The sequence below is a fragment of the Ruegeria sp. AL1 genome (assembly GCF_056540905.1).
Genome location: NZ_JBQFXP010000023.1, coordinates 1 through 14,261, shown reverse-complemented (window position 1 = coordinate 14,261; position 14,261 = coordinate 1). Strand labels below are relative to the sequence as shown.

Sequence of the window (14,261 nt, the reverse complement as noted above, 5' to 3'; positions counted from 1 at the left end):
ACTCCGCCCGTTTAAGCAGTTTATCCAGCTGGCGGGATAACCGCCTATCCAGTTTCGTCTATACAACTCTCAAAGAAATTTACACAGAACCGAACGACTTCGACATCCGGGTGGCGGGCCTGCATCTCGGCCACTGCGGCCAGGTTGATCGAAGCATCCTCTCGGATGGCCGTATGCGGGCAGCCGCCGGTTTCCTCGCCGATGATCCGGTCCTGCGGCAGGATTTGCAGGCGCATCAGCGCCTCGGCATCCTCGCGCGTGTAAATGTCGTTGGTGATCACGCCGAGTGAGACCTTGTCGCGCAAAGCTTCGGACAGGGCGGCGGTCAGGGTGGGTTTGCCTGCGCCCACCGGGCCACCGATGCCCACGCGCAGGGGGCCGTTCATGCTGCTCATGTTCGGAACATCCTTGAATACTGAGTTTCGTGTTTCATCGACGCGATGTCGGACAGGAAAGCGGTCGAGGTCAGATCGTCCAGCTCGGTTTCAATCCCTTCGGTTGCCACGCGCTGACACATAGGGGTAAGATAGCGGATCAGTCGCTGACCATCGGTCTGCCCCAGAGGCACCAATCGCGTCGCGCAAGCCACTAAGTTGGCCATGAAGGCCTGAAGGAACATCTGCGCTGTCAAGTCTAGCGGCAGGTTTCTGACGGCAGCTGCATGGCCGAGCGCGACAGGGTAGGTCAGGGTGGCCATGTCCAGTGCCCAGACGTTCGAGGTCACTCCGCAAAACGCCTCTCCCAGCAATCGCGTTTCCATCAGACGCTCGGACGAGGCACTCAATGCGCGGACGGTTTGATCTATTTCGGCCAGCGTTGCGGGCGTATCTGCCCGGTACGCCGCTGCCAAAAACACGCAATCATTGTGGCCCGAGCCATGTTCGATCACATCAGAAACCCATTCACCTATGTCTCGCGCTTTGGTAACAGCGCCGCTGTCGACCGCCCATTCCAGCCCGTGCGAATAGGCGAAACCTCCCACCGGATAGGCGGGCGACAGCCATTGCGCCAGGGTCAGGATATCGGTGTCAGTGGGCGTGGCCATGAGTCCTGCCGTGACCATAAGCGCCGCCCTCAGGAGTGAAGGGGTCGACCGTTTCCTTAATCTCTGCGCCTAGTTTCTCGAGTATGTCGCGGATGACGTGATCGACCTGGATCAGCAGGCGGTTCTGTTCAATCTGACATGGGGTGTGACGGTTGCTGGTCGACGAACTCGCCGCCGGCATGACCCCGCAAGAGCGCGAACACACGACTGACCTGCTGGTGCAGGCATCCAAGTCCCGCGCGGTGGTTGTGGTGGAACACGACATGGAATTTGTCCGCCGTCTGAACTGCAAGGTCACGGTGCTGCACGAAGGCTCGGTTCTAGCCGAAGGCTCTCTGGACCATGTCATATCAAATCAGGACGTCATCGCCGTCTATCTGGGGCGCTGAGCCATGCTGCAACTGAACGATCTGACCCTGCATTACGGGCATTCGCAAGTCCTCCACGATGTCTCGATGGAGGCCGCGCAGGGCGAGGTGACCTGCGTCATGGGCACCTAAGGCGTGGGCAAAACCAGCCTGATCAAGGCGATCTCGGGCACTCATCCATGTTCGGGCGGTGACGTCGTTCTCAACGGCGAAGACCTCTGTATCCTGCCCGCGCACAAGATGGCGTGGAAAGGGGTGGCCTATGTTCCGCAAGGGCGTGAGATTTTCCCTTTACTGACCTTGCGCGAGAATCTGGAAACCGGCTTTGCCTGCCTGCCCACCAGCGAGCATTTCATACCGGATGAAATCTTCGAACTGTTCCCGGTGCTCAAGAAAATGCAGAACCGGCGCGGTGGTGACTTGTCGGGCGGCCAGCAACAACAACTGGCCATCGCGCGGGCCTTGATTACCAAGCCGAATCTATTTCTGTTGGACGAACCGACCGAAGGCATTCAGCCCAACATCATCCAGCAGATGGGAGAAGTGATCCGTCATCTTAGGGCAAAGGGCGATATGGCGATCATTCTGGTCGAGCAATATTTCGACTTTGCCTATGATCTGGCCGACCGTTTCGTTGTGTTGCGGCGTGGTGAAATCCTGATGGAGGGTACGCGGGTTGAATTGTCGCGGGAACAGGTTCTGCAGGGCGTAACGGTTTGAAATTAAAAAGAGAACCGGCCCGCTGAACGGCGAGAAGTTTCAGGCTTTACGGGGCGCAGTTTGGCACTCCAGCTATCCGGCAGGCGTGTTGGAGCATTGTAGAGGTAACAGGTTTTCCTGAAGCAGAATCTCGATGCGGATCTGTTCCTGTGACTTCATGATCTCTCGTTTGTCGCAGCGTGCGCGCAGCAAGCGAACCGAACTACGCACCAGGTGGCCTGGGTCCTGGGCTATTACGGCGTCCAGCTCGCCCGTCACAAGGGCTTTGCGGGTGCGGTCCGTCAGCTCATGCGCGATGATGGTCAGCGTATTCGGATCGGTCTTTTGAGACACCGCGTTCAGCGGCATGCGTGCTTCGGAACTCATGACATAGGCCGCGACAATATCGGAATTGTTGGCGAATGTGTTCGAGATTATCTCATGCGCTCGGGCTTCGTCCCCGTGGGTTTCCAACGAGGGCAGGGTGGTCAGATTGGGAAAATCCCGAGACAGGATCTGGTCAAAGCCGCGGCGGCGCTCAAGACTGTCGCGCGCGTTCATGGTTTCCGACACGACCATGACCTTACCCTGACGACCGCAGATGAACCGCCCGATCAACCGGGCCGCGGTCGCACCGGCTGCGTGGTTGTCGATGCCGACGAAATCTATGTCGGACAGGTTTTGCTGACCGGAAATCAGATGAACGACATGAACGCCTTTCTCCTGAAGCCTGGCTGCGGCGTCGCGCACCTGAGGGGATTCTGGCACCATCAAGGCGACGCCGTCGACATCCTCGGGACTGATTTTGAGTAGCGCTTTGGTGATCAGGTGGGGATCGGCCTGCGAAATTTCCTGATGCGCAATATCCATTCCTTCAGCTGAAAAACCCGCGTTGGCCTCAGAGATGCGATCCTGCAATTCGGATATGAAAAGATCACCACGCCGTGGAAGCAAGAAACGGAACCTGTATTGCCTGCTTTTTGCGAGATTGGCGGCCGACAGGTTGCGCACAAATCCAATTTTATCAATCGCTTCATTGACCGCTTCGACCGTTTTTTTTCGAACGCCGGAGCGTTTGTTCAGAACGCGATCGACGGTGGCAAGGCTGACGCCTGCGGCTTTTGCAAGATCTTTGGTTGTTGGGCGCATTATGTGTTTTTCGCTTGGCAGATTGGAAAATAGTCACTCATTTTCAAGGTACATGCAAGTATATTGAGGCACGTACCTCAGAATTATCTTGATTTGAGGTACGTGCCTCATTTAGAACTGACTCCACAATTGAGTCGCCGCCAGAGGAATCGGCGCAAGACAGACGGGAGGAGTTACCAGATGAATGCGAAACTGAAATTTACCGTGGCCACAGCCGCCTTGATCGGCGCAACCAGCGCCGCCAAGGCCGAGGACCTGACCCTGTGCTGGGCATCCTGGGATCCGGCGAATGCCCTGATCGAACTCAGCAAGGACTTCGAGGAAAAATCCGGCCATAGCATGAATTTCGAATTCGTACCGTGGCCCAACTTTGCGGATCGTATGCTGAACGAGTTGAATTCCGGGGGGAAGCTTTGCGATCTGATGATCGGTGACAGCCAGTGGATCGGGGGCGGCGCCGAAAATGGTCACTACGTTAAGCTGAACGACTTTTTTGACGCCGAAGGCATCACGATGGATGATTTCATCCCCGCGACTGTGACCGGCTATGCCGAATGGCCCAAGAACACGCCGAATTACTGGGCGCTGCCCGCCTTTGGCGACGTCGTGGGTTGGACCTACCGCAAGGACTGGTTTGAGCGCCCGGAATTGCAGGCCGAGTTCAAAGAGAAATATGGCCGTGATCTGGACGTGCCCAATTCATTGGACGAGTTGAAAGACATCGCTCAGTTCTTCCAGGGTCGCGATATCGACGGCACCACGGTTTACGGTGCCGCGATCTATACGGAACGCGGCTCCGAAGGCATCACCATGGGCGTGACGAACGCGCTGTACAATTACGGTTTCGAATACGGTAACCCGGACAGCCCCTATGAGCTGGATGGCTTTGTAAATTCAGATGATGCGGTCGCGGGTCTTGAGTTCTACAAGGACCTCTACGACACCGGGACCCCTCCGGGATCTTCGAACTGGTACATGGGCGAGAACATCGACGCCTATAAATCCGGTCAGGTGGCGTTGCAGATGAACTTTGCCTTCATCTGGCCGGGGGTTGAGGCTGACCCGAACGTGGGTGGCGGCAAGTCTGGTTACTTCCCGAACCCCGCAGGTCCGAACGGGCATTTTGCCCAGTTGGGCGGGCAGGGGATTTCTGTTGTTTCCTATTCCGACAAACAGGATGCGGCGCTGGAATACATCAAGTGGTTCGCACAGCCTGAAATTCAGTCCCGCTGGTGGGAACTGGGTGGTTATTCTGCGCTGAAAGCAGTTGTAGAAGACCCGGATTTCGCAACCAGCCAACCCTATGCGCAGACTTTCCTGGACTCGATGGCAATCGTAAAGGATTTCTGGGCGGAACCGGCTTATGCCGAACTGCTTCTGGCGATGCAGCAACGCGTGCATGACTATGTCATCGCGGGCAATGGCACCGCGCAAGAGGCGCTGGATGGTTTGGTCGACGACTGGACCGAGACCTTCGAAGACGAAGGCAAGATCTGATCAATCGCTTCATCGGGCGGCTTTGGCTGCCCGATCCTCCCACTCCGGGTTGGCACCTTGTCTGCCCGGAGCACACAGCCAACTTCGACGTACCACCCCAAGGGCCGTCGATGAGGGATCAAAAAATGATACACACTCCGATGGATAAGATCGCCAACGCAACGCCCGAGCCTATGGCCCGTAAAGTGCGCGGCCTGTCAGATCGGGCCATTGCCTGGATTTTTGTCGCCCCGTCCATTTTCCTGCTGCTGGCGGTCAACATATTTCCGCTGATCTGGACCATCCGGCTGAGCTTTACCAACTACAAGGTGAACCGCCCGAACCGCGAAATCGACTTTGTCGGCCTGCGCAATTACGAGCGTATCCTGACCGACAGCGATACCTGGATGACGATGCAGGCCACCGCCCATTTCCTGATCTGGACCATCGTGTTGCAGGTGCTGATCGGGTTCGCGCTGGCCTATCTGATCAACATGAAATTCAAGGGCAACGACATGTGGACCACGATCATCGTGTTTCCGATGATGCTCAGCCCCGCCGTGGTCGGCAATTTCTGGACCTTTCTGTACCAGCCGCAAATCGGCCTGTTCAACTATGTGGTGACGTTCTTTACCGGCGGTGATCCGTCAGGTTTCTCGATGATCGGCGACGTGCATCTGGCCCCCTGGGCCATTGTAATTGCCGATACCTGGATGTGGACGCCGTTTGTGATGCTGATCTGTCTGGCAGGGCTGCGGTCGATCCCGGATTCGATCTATGAAGCCGCCGAATGTGACCGCGCCAGCAAGTGGCGGCAGTTCTGGACGATTACGATCCCGATGGCGCTGCCGTTTCTGATGCTGGCCGTGCTGTTCCGCGGCATCGAGAACTTCAAGATGTTCGACCTTGTGGTGCAGCTGACCGGCGGTGGTCCGGGCAATACAACCACGCTGACCTCGATCGATCTGAAACGTGAGGCGTTCGAGAAATGGCGCACGGGCTACTCCTCAGCCTATGCGGTCATCCTGTTCGTCACCGTCTTTGGCCTTGCGTCGATCTACGTCAAAGCCCTGAACAAGGTAAAAGAAAGATGAGCTTTTCTGTTACAGAGCCGTCCATCCGGACGAAGTGGTTCGCGGGCACGGCTGTGGTGCTGTACGCGGTCACCACGATCCTGCCGCTGATGTGGATCATCGCAACCGGCTTCAAATCGCCCGCAGATTCCATCGCCTACCCGCCAAAAGTTGTCTTCGAGCCGACGCTGGAGGGGTATGTCAACCTGTTCACCCAGCGCACCCGCCTGAATCAGGATGATTTGGACGCGCTGCCACCGCCAGAAACCTGGTATGATGAAATGGTCCGCGAACAGGGGCAGGTGATCACCGGTCGGTCCCGCTATGGTGAGCGGTTCATGAACTCGGTCATCATCGGGTTTGGGTCCACCTTCCTGTGCATGGTGCTGGGGACAGCTGCGGCTTACGCGTTCAGCCGGTTCCGGGTGCCGCTCAAGGATGATCTGCTGTTCTTCATCCTGTCGACCCGGATGATGCCGCCGATTGCGGTGGCGATCCCGATCTTCCTGATGTTCCGACAACTGGGGCTGAGCGACACCCATCTGGGCATGATCTTGCTTTATACAGCGGTCAATCTGTCCCTGTCGGTCTGGCTGTTGAAAGGCTTCATCGACGAGATCCCGGTGGAATATGAAGAGGCCGCGCTGATCGACGGATACACCCGCTTTCAGGCGTTCTACAAAGTGGTGCTGCCGCAGGCGGCCACCGGCATCGCTTCGACCGCGATCTTCTGTCTGATCTTTGCGTGGAACGAATATGCCTTTGCCGTTCTGCTGACTTCGGGCACTGCGCAGACCGCGCCGCCCTTCATCCCGACCATCATCGGCGTTGGTGGCAAGGACTGGCCTGCCGTGGCTGCCGGGGCAACCATCTTCCTGGTTCCGGTCATGGTCTTCACCATCCTTCTGCGCAAGCATCTGCTGCGCGGCATCACATTCGGAGCGGTTCGCAAATGAGTACCTTCATCAATGGCCTGCTGCGGCTGCGCCGTGGTCCTTGGGAAATGGTGGCCTCGATCCTCATCGCGTTGGGCGTCATCATGCTGATGCAGCCCTTTGTGCTGGCGCTGTTCACCTATTCCTTCATTGTCACGCTGATCGGCACGGTGATGTTCATCATCGTCAGCCACTTCCCGGAGTAAGAACATGGCACAGATCAGAATTGAAAACGTGCGCAAGGAATTCGGGGCGTTCACGGCTGTCCAATCGTCGAGTTTCACCATCGAAGACGGCGAGTTCTTCATGCTGCTTGGCCCCTCGGGCTGCGGCAAAACCACGACGTTGCGCATGATGGCCGGGCTGGAGCTGCCCACCAGCGGCGAGATCTATATCGACGGGGAAGAGGTGGGCATGAAACCCGCCAGCCAGCGCGATATCGCCTTTGTGTTCCAGATGTTTGCGCTCTATCCGCATATGAATGTGGGCAAGAACATCAGCTATCCGCTGTTGAGTCAGGGCATGCCCAAGGCGCAGGTGAAAAAGAAAGTGGATGAGGTTGCCCAGATTCTGGGGATCACCGACATTCTCAAGAAACCAGTTGGAGGGCTGTCCGGTGGCGACCGCCAGCGCGTTGCGCTTGGCCGCGCCATCGTGCGCGATCCCAAGGCGTTTTTCATGGATGAACCACTGGGTGCGCTGGATGCAGAATTCCGCGAGCATATGTCCGAGGAACTGCGGGCATTGCATGACCGGATGGGGGCCACCACCGTTTACGTGACCCATGATCAGCTTGAGGCGATGCAGATGGGTGACAAGATCGTTGTCATGAATCACGGCGTTGTCGAACAATTCGGTGTACCGCAAGACATCTACGACTGGCCTGCCACGATGTTCGTTGCCAGTTTCATCGGCTCACCTTCCATGAACTTCCTGAATTTTCACGGTATTGTTGGCAGCGGAACCACCTCGGTCGATTTGGGTGACAGCCAAATCCGCATCCCTGAGCAACATGGCGGTGCGCGTGGCGATCTGGCGCTTGGCGTTCGGCCTGAACATGTTCATCTGGACGACAGCTCCAGCTATCGCGGTGAGGTGATGGCGACTGAATACCTTGGCACGACTCAGATCGTGACGCTGAACACCCCGAATGGCGAGATCAAAGCGCGTATCCCATCCAGTGATCGTGTTCATGTGGGTGCAAAAACGGGCCTGCATTTTGATGAACGTACGATCACGGTGTTTGAAACAGAAAAGGGCAGGGCACTGTTGTCCGCCGGAAACGAAGGAGTTCTGAACCATGGCTGAGGTCGAGCTTCGCAATGTGACAAAAGCCTATGGCGATACGGTCGCTTTGGATAACGTATCAATGACAATCCCGGATGGGGCCTTTGTCGTCCTGCTTGGACCAACGGGTGCAGGCAAGACAACGTCACTGCGCATGGTTTCCGGGCTGGACAGGCCGGACGAGGGCGATGTCCTGATGAACGGCCAATCCCTGACCGGGTTGACCCCGGCGCAGCGCAACGTCGCCATGGTGTTTCAGCAATACTCGCTGTACCCGCATTTGACGGTCTATGAAAATCTGGCGTTTCCGCTGCGGTCTCCGTTGCTGAAGACACCCGAGGACGAGATCAGGATCAAGGTGCAGCGCGTGGCCGAGACGTTGCAGATCGCGCACAAGCTTGAAAACAAGGCGACCGCCTTGTCGGGTGGGGAAATGCAGCGGGTTTCAATCGGTCGTGCCTTGGTGAGAAATCCCGAAGTCTATCTGATGGACGAACCTCTAAGCTCATTGGATGCGAAGCTGCGCGCCGATCTGCGGATTGAGCTGAAAAGCATTCAGGCGGATAGCGGCGCGACGCTGCTGTATGTGACACACGATCAGGTCGAGGCGATGACCATGGCAACCCATGTGGGTGTTCTGGACAACGGCAAACTGATCCAGTTTGGCTCGCCGCGGGAGATCTACGAAGCCCCCGTCAGCATCTATGCGGCCAGTCGCCTTGGTCAGCCCCGGATCAACATTCTGCCTGCCGATATCTTTGGTCACGCGCCGACCGGGGCTAAATCCATTGGCTTGCGCCCCGAACAGATCGGACAGGGCGACGGACAGGACAGCCTTGTCACGCGGGTCGAACATCTGGGTGATCAGACCAGATTGCATCTGTCTTTCAGGGATCATGATCTGATTACCGTGACCGACGCGCACACCTCGCTTAGAAGCGGCGATATCGTCAAGATTGCTCCGAACAACCCGTTTTTCTTCGACGCCGAAGGCGTCCGGATTCAGTAAAAAGAGGCTGAAATGACCCATTTTATCAACAAAAAAGAAGAAATCGTTGCCGAAGCCGTTGACGGCGTTATCGCAACATCGGGTGGTCGCCTTGCCCGGCTGGACGGCTATCCGCATATCAGGGTGGTCGTGCGCATGGACTGGGACAAGTCGAAGGTTGCGCTGGTCTCTGGCGGGGGGTCGGGTCACGAACCGGCGCACGCAGGGTTCGTTGGCGAAGGCATGTTGACCGCAGCGGTGTGTGGTGACGTATTTGCGTCGCCGTCGGTCGATGCGGTGCTGGCCGGAATTTTGGCCGTCACCGGACCTGCGGGGTGCCTGGTTATCGTCAAGAACTACACCGGCGATCGCTTGAACTTTGGCCTCGCGGCCGAACGCGCACGCGCCTTTGGGCTCAATGTAAATATGGTCATCGTGGATGATGACGTCGCGTTGCCTGACCTGCCTCAGGCGCGCGGCGTTGCGGGTACGCTGTTCGTGCATAAAATCGCGGGGGCATTGGCCGAGAATGGCGCCGACCTCAATGCGGTGACGGCTGCCGCAGAGCGTGTAATCGCGGGCACATCCTCCATCGGGATGTCGCTCGATACATGTACGGTGCCCGGTGCACCGAAAGAGGATCGTATTCCAAGCGGCAAGGCCGAATTGGGCCTTGGCATCCATGGCGAGGCCGGAATTGATCAGGTCGAATACTCGGATGCCAAAACCGCCATCGCCATGATGGTGGAAAAGTTGGGAGCAAAGATGGACCCCGACCAGCGCTATGTTGCTTTGCTGAACAACCTTGGCGGGGCTTCAGTGCTGGAAATGTCCATTCTGGCGCATGAACTTAAGCATTCGTCGATCGGGCAGCAGATCAGCCATATCGTTGGGCCTGCGGCGATGATGACATCACTTGAAATGCGAGGGTTTTCGATCTCTGTCTATCCGGCGCCCACCGAGGATCTGATGGCGTTGCAGACCAAAACACACCTGAGCGCATGGCCCGGTGTAAACGCATTGGTCGACGTTCCTGTGCTCGAACTCCCGGATGGTCTGAAACCGATTAAGCCTTTGGCCTCAGATCACGCCGAGACGCGGTCATTCCTGACGCGGTGCTGCGAGATATTGATTGCGGCCGAGAGTGATCTGAACGCGCTGGATGCCAAATCCGGGGACGGCGACACGGGTTCGACTCTTGCAGGCGCGGCACGCGCCTTGATCGCAGCGATGGACAAGCTGCCTTTGGCAGATCACACGCAACTCTACCGCGCAATTGGGCAAGAGCTGAGTCAGACAATGGGTGGGTCCTCAGGCGTTTTGCTCGCCATTTTCTTTGCTGCGGCGGGGGATGCGGCATCAAGCGGCGAAACGATGCAGAAGGCGTTGCATGTTGGTCTGCAGCGGATGCAGGACATCGGCGGTGCCCAACCCGGCGACCGGACAATGATTGATGCGCTAAAACCGGCACTGGACCAGCTGGAAGGCGGGCTTCCCGATGCAGCGCTTGCCGCGCGGGCAGGGGCTGACAAAACGGCGACGATGCTGCGCGCCCGAGCTGGTCGCGCGTCATATATCAACGCCGAGCAATTGCGGGGGCATGTCGACCCGGGCGCCGAAGCTGTAGCGCGGCTGTTTGAGCGACTAGCCAGCTGACCAAAACGGTGAGCGGTTGCAGGGTGTTTCCTTCGCCTTGCGACCGCGCCTCAGGGTTGCACGACGTTGATGGACGTGCCGAATTCGCGGGATTTCTCGATCATACTGTCCGGCAGCGGGGCGTCTGTGAAAAGGATATCGGTATCGACTAGGTTCCCGATCCGGCCAGGGGCCGAGCGAAGCATTTTTGAGCTGTCAGCAACCACAAACGTTGATTTCGACTGGCGTATGATCGATTTCGTTGCGCGCACTTCCTGAAAATCGAAATCCAGCAAATCCAAATCTGCATCGATCCCGGCGCAGCTGATGATTGCATGGTCGAATTTGAACAAATCCACCACCTGCGTTGTCAGGTTACCAAGCAGACCACCATCGGTGCGCCGCAGCGAACCACCAGCGACAACGATCTCAACATCCGGGTTCGCTGCAAGGATGTTGGCAGTGTTCAGACTGTTGGTGACAACCAACAGGTCTTTGTGGCTGAGCAGCTCACGCGCTACTGCCTCGGTGGTGGTTCCGATGTTGATGAAGACGGTTGTGCCATTCGGAATGCTCAGTGCGCACTCTCTGCCAATTCTGGCCTTGCCTTCCGTGTTTCGGTTGCGGCGTTGCACATAGTCGAGATTTCCAACCCCCGCAGACACGACGGCGCCCCCGTGAACGCGTTCCAGTTGGCCTGTGTCGGAGAGATGCGCAAGGTCGCGGCGGATGGTCTGCTCGGCGACCCCAAAGCGACGGGCAAGATCTTCGACCCGGATCGCGCCTTCGATTTGAGCGATGTGCAGAATCTCCGATTTTCGGTTCTTGCCAAGCATGTTTCTTATCCTTCGAATTCAAAGGTATATGAGCGGTTTTTGTAAGATTTGCAAGATATTTTGGAAATAACGAACATTAAACACTATGAAAGAACGACAATAGTGCGCGAAAATGTTGACTTTGAGTTCGAATGTTGATTGTTAGCGATAACAAACGCAATGTGGTTCGGGGGCAAGGTCCGTATGATCCGAAACAGAAACATCAAAGTCGTGGCTACGCTTGGGCCTGCCTCAAGCAGCTATGAAACCATCCGCGCCCTGAAGACCGAAGGGGCAGATGTGTTCCGCCTGAACATGAGCCACGGACGACACGAGGATATCGCACGGCTGCACGCCACGATCCGCAAGGTCGAAGCGGATATGAACGCGCCCATATGTATTCTGGCCGACCTTCAGGGCCCCAAACTGCGCTGCGGTGTGTTCGAAGGCGGCGGTGCGCTGTTGGTCGACGGGCAGAGCTTTCGGTTTGATTTGGAAGACACAGCCGGGAACGAAAGTCGTGTTCAGATACCGCACCCGGAAATCTTCCGGGCTCTGACACCGGGTGCAACGCTACTTGTCAATGACGGTCTCATTCGCATGTCGGTGACAGATTGCTCCGACCAACACGCAGAGTGCCGCGTCGTGGTAGGAGGCCGTATTTCCGACCGCAAAGGCGTGAATGTCCCGGATGTCGTGCTTCCCTTGGCCGCGTTGTCCGACAAGGACCTGGCGGATCTAGAGTTTGTGTGCGAGCTTGGTGTCGAATGGCTTGCCTTGTCATTTGTGCAACGACCCGAAGACATAGAAGAAGCGCGCAGTCTGGCCCGAGGTCGGGCGCGCATTCTGAGCAAGATTGAAAAACCGGCTGCTGTCGAGTGTTTTCCCGCCATTCTGGATGCGTCGGACGCGATCATGGTGGCGCGAGGCGATCTGGGTGTGGAGCTTCCGGTCCAAAAGGTTCCAGCAATACAAAAGCAAATGGTACGGGCGTGCCGCGCGGCCGGGAAACCTGTGATTGTCGCAACTCAGATGCTAGAAAGCATGACCGGCAGCCCTGTGCCCACCCGCGCCGAAGTGTCTGATGTCGCATCAGCCATTTACGACGGGGCGGATGCGGTCATGTTGTCGGCAGAATCCGCAGCTGGGCAATTTCCGGTAGATGCAGTTCAGATGATGAACGCAATTGCCGAAGAAACGGAACGGGATCCCGGCTATCTCGAAGCGATCGAAGCGGCCCGCACCCCCTGTAAGAACACAGTGTCCGAAGCGATTACATCCGCTGCTCGGGAAATCGCCGAAACGACCGCGCTGAAAACGATCTGTTGTTACACGATGTCCGGGTCGACCGCGACACTAGCGGCACGAGAACGCCCGCGCGTCCCGATTTTGGCACTGACCCCCGATCCGACCGTCGCCAGAAGACTGGGCCTTGTTTGGGGATTGTCCTGCGCTCCGGTCGACCCCGCCATACGTTTCAAGGGCGCAGTGAAAGCCGCGGTTGGTGCAGCGCGTGCAATGGGGCTAGCCGGTCAGGATGATCGTATCGCGGTAACGGCGGGCATCCCTTTCAACACTGCAGGTACCACAAACATCCTGCGTGTCGTGTCGATGTCAGAATCCCTCGATGCGCAATCCGAAGCGGCATTCTAAAATTTTTGGAGAAGTAAAATGACGGTTAAAGTAGCAATCAACGGATTTGGCCGCATCGGTCGCAGTGTCCTGAGGTCTCTGGTTGAGGTAGGGCGGAATGATGTCGCCGTAGTGGCCATCAATGATCTTGGCCCGATTGAGACGAACGCCCATTTGTTGAAATACGACAGCGTTCACGGGCGGCTGGATACGGACATTCAGGTTGATGGAAACACATTGCTTGTTGGCGGGCGCGAGATACGCGTCAGTGCAGAACGTGACCCTGCCAAGCTGGCTTGGCAGGATGTGGACGTCGCACTTGAATGCACCGGGTTGTTTACAAAACGCGAAAGTGCCATCCAGCACTTGGGCAATGGGTCAAAGAAAGTTTTGGTCTCTGCACCGGCATCGGGTGCCGACAAGACCATCGTGTATGGCGTGAATCACAAAAGCCTGACAGGCAAAGAGATCGTTGTGTCGAACGCAAGTTGCACAACCAACTGTCTGTCTCCAGTTGCCAAGGTTCTGGACGACGCCTTCGGGATCAAAACCGGCTACATGACGACAGTGCATTCCTACACAGGTGATCAGCCTACTTTGGATACGATGCACAAAGATCTATACCGCGCCCGCGCGGCCGCGATGTCGATGATCCCGACCTCGACAGGTGCCGCGCGTGCTGTCGGTGAAGTTCTTCCTCAACTCAAAGGAAAACTGGACGGATCTGCGATCCGGGTGCCCACACCGAATGTTTCGGCTGTAGACTTCTGCTTCATGCCAAAGCGCGAGGTGACGGTCGACGCCATCAACGACGCCATTCGAGACGCAGCCTTAGGTGACATGCGTGGTGTTCTGGCGGTGACGGACGAGCCTCTGGTTTCGGCCGATTTCAACCACGATCCGCACTCTTCGATCTTTGCCACCCAGCAAACGCGTCTGACCGATGGGGGTATGGTGCGAATCCTGAGCTGGTATGACAACGAATGGGGCTTTTCAAATCGCATGCTCGATACAGCCTGTGCCATGGCAACCTGTTACTGAGGTTGGATTTATGAGCGGTTCTGTCGCAAATTTCTTTGAGAGTTGTATAGACGAAACTGGATAGGCGGTTATCCCGCCAGCTGGATAAACTGCTTAAACGGGCGGAGTCCGGGCGTGA

General features: G+C 57.0%; 12 protein-coding genes and 4 pseudogenes. 11 read left to right on the top strand and 5 right to left on the bottom strand.

Features of this window, described 5'->3' with window-relative positions; translation table 11 throughout:
- Positions 1–92 precede the first annotated feature (92 nt).
- The 3 genes and pseudogenes from ACRZ9X_RS22100 to ACRZ9X_RS22090 all read right to left on the bottom strand — a co-directional run.
- Positions 93–395 (bottom strand): annotated as a pseudogene (locus ACRZ9X_RS22100) (GTP-binding protein); the annotation flags it as partial.
- Positions 392–1,045 (bottom strand): urease accessory protein UreF, encoded by a 654-nt coding sequence (locus ACRZ9X_RS22095; RefSeq protein WP_480522257.1) that lies wholly within the window; start codon positions 1,043–1,045, stop codon positions 392–394. The pseudogene ACRZ9X_RS22100 and the gene ACRZ9X_RS22095, both read right to left, overlap by 4 nt.
- Positions 1,029–1,199 (bottom strand): annotated as a pseudogene (locus tag ACRZ9X_RS22090) (urease accessory protein UreE C-terminal domain-containing protein); the annotation flags it as partial. The pseudogene ACRZ9X_RS22090 and the gene ACRZ9X_RS22095, both read right to left, overlap by 17 nt.
- Here ACRZ9X_RS22090 and ACRZ9X_RS22085 point away from each other — a divergent pair.
- Positions 1,198–1,434, top strand: a pseudogene (locus ACRZ9X_RS22085) (ABC transporter ATP-binding protein); the annotation flags it as partial. The pseudogenes ACRZ9X_RS22090 and ACRZ9X_RS22085 overlap by 2 nt on opposite strands.
- A gap of 3 nt (positions 1,435–1,437) precedes the next feature.
- Positions 1,438–2,133 (top strand): annotated as a pseudogene (gene urtE / locus ACRZ9X_RS22080) (urea ABC transporter ATP-binding subunit UrtE).
- Between the two features lie 72 nt (positions 2,134–2,205).
- Here the strand turns inward: urtE and ACRZ9X_RS22075 are convergent.
- Positions 2,206–3,261 (bottom strand): LacI family DNA-binding transcriptional regulator, encoded by a 1,056-nt coding sequence (locus tag ACRZ9X_RS22075; protein ID WP_480522256.1) that lies wholly within the window; start codon positions 3,259–3,261, stop codon positions 2,206–2,208.
- Positions 3,262–3,441: 180 nt separating this feature from the next.
- Here ACRZ9X_RS22075 and ACRZ9X_RS22070 point away from each other — a divergent pair, with 180 nt between their 5' ends.
- The 7 genes from ACRZ9X_RS22070 (at position 3,442) to ACRZ9X_RS22040 (ending at position 10,676) form a co-directional block, all read left to right on the top strand.
- On the top strand, positions 3,442–4,758 hold the full coding sequence (locus tag ACRZ9X_RS22070; RefSeq protein ID WP_480522255.1) for an ABC transporter substrate-binding protein: 1,317 nt from the start codon (positions 3,442–3,444) through the stop codon (positions 4,756–4,758).
- Between the two features lie 125 nt (positions 4,759–4,883).
- A complete protein-coding gene (locus tag ACRZ9X_RS22065; RefSeq protein WP_480522254.1) occupies positions 4,884–5,831 on the top strand; it encodes a carbohydrate ABC transporter permease in 948 nt (315 codons plus the stop codon).
- Positions 5,828–6,766 carry a carbohydrate ABC transporter permease gene (locus ACRZ9X_RS22060; protein ID WP_480522253.1) on the top strand — a complete coding sequence of 313 codons (939 nt, stop codon included), beginning with the start codon at positions 5,828–5,830 and terminating at the stop codon, positions 6,764–6,766. Before ACRZ9X_RS22065 ends, ACRZ9X_RS22060 begins: the two co-directional genes overlap by 4 nt.
- A complete protein-coding gene (locus tag ACRZ9X_RS22055; RefSeq protein WP_171212768.1) occupies positions 6,763–6,951 on the top strand; it encodes a hypothetical protein in 189 nt (62 codons plus the stop codon). Before ACRZ9X_RS22060 ends, ACRZ9X_RS22055 begins: the two co-directional genes overlap by 4 nt.
- A gap of 4 nt (positions 6,952–6,955) precedes the next feature.
- Positions 6,956–8,053, top strand: a complete 1,098-nt coding sequence (locus tag ACRZ9X_RS22050) for an ABC transporter ATP-binding protein (protein ID WP_480522252.1) — start codon at positions 6,956–6,958, stop codon at positions 8,051–8,053.
- Complete coding sequence (locus ACRZ9X_RS22045) at positions 8,046–9,041, top strand: ABC transporter ATP-binding protein (RefSeq protein WP_480522251.1); 996 nt, start codon at positions 8,046–8,048, stop codon at positions 9,039–9,041. Before ACRZ9X_RS22050 ends, ACRZ9X_RS22045 begins: the two co-directional genes overlap by 8 nt.
- Positions 9,042–9,053: 12 nt before the next feature.
- On the top strand, positions 9,054–10,676 hold the full coding sequence (locus tag ACRZ9X_RS22040) for a dihydroxyacetone kinase subunit DhaK (RefSeq protein WP_480522250.1): 1,623 nt from the start codon (positions 9,054–9,056) through the stop codon (positions 10,674–10,676).
- A gap of 50 nt (positions 10,677–10,726) precedes the next feature.
- Here the strand turns inward: ACRZ9X_RS22040 and ACRZ9X_RS22035 are convergent, their stop codons facing one another.
- Complete coding sequence (locus ACRZ9X_RS22035; RefSeq protein ID WP_480522249.1) at positions 10,727–11,491, bottom strand: DeoR/GlpR family DNA-binding transcription regulator; 765 nt, start codon at positions 11,489–11,491, stop codon at positions 10,727–10,729.
- A gap of 183 nt (positions 11,492–11,674) precedes the next feature.
- Between ACRZ9X_RS22035 and pyk the strand changes: the two genes are divergently transcribed.
- Both pyk and gap read left to right on the top strand, forming a co-directional pair.
- On the top strand, positions 11,675–13,123 hold the full coding sequence (gene pyk, locus ACRZ9X_RS22030; protein ID WP_480522248.1) for a pyruvate kinase: 1,449 nt from the start codon (positions 11,675–11,677) through the stop codon (positions 13,121–13,123).
- 18 nt (positions 13,124–13,141) lie between these two features.
- Positions 13,142–14,143 (top strand): type I glyceraldehyde-3-phosphate dehydrogenase, encoded by a 1,002-nt coding sequence (gene gap / locus ACRZ9X_RS22025; RefSeq protein ID WP_480522247.1) that lies wholly within the window; start codon positions 13,142–13,144, stop codon positions 14,141–14,143.
- The last annotated feature ends 118 nt before the right edge of the window (positions 14,144–14,261 follow it).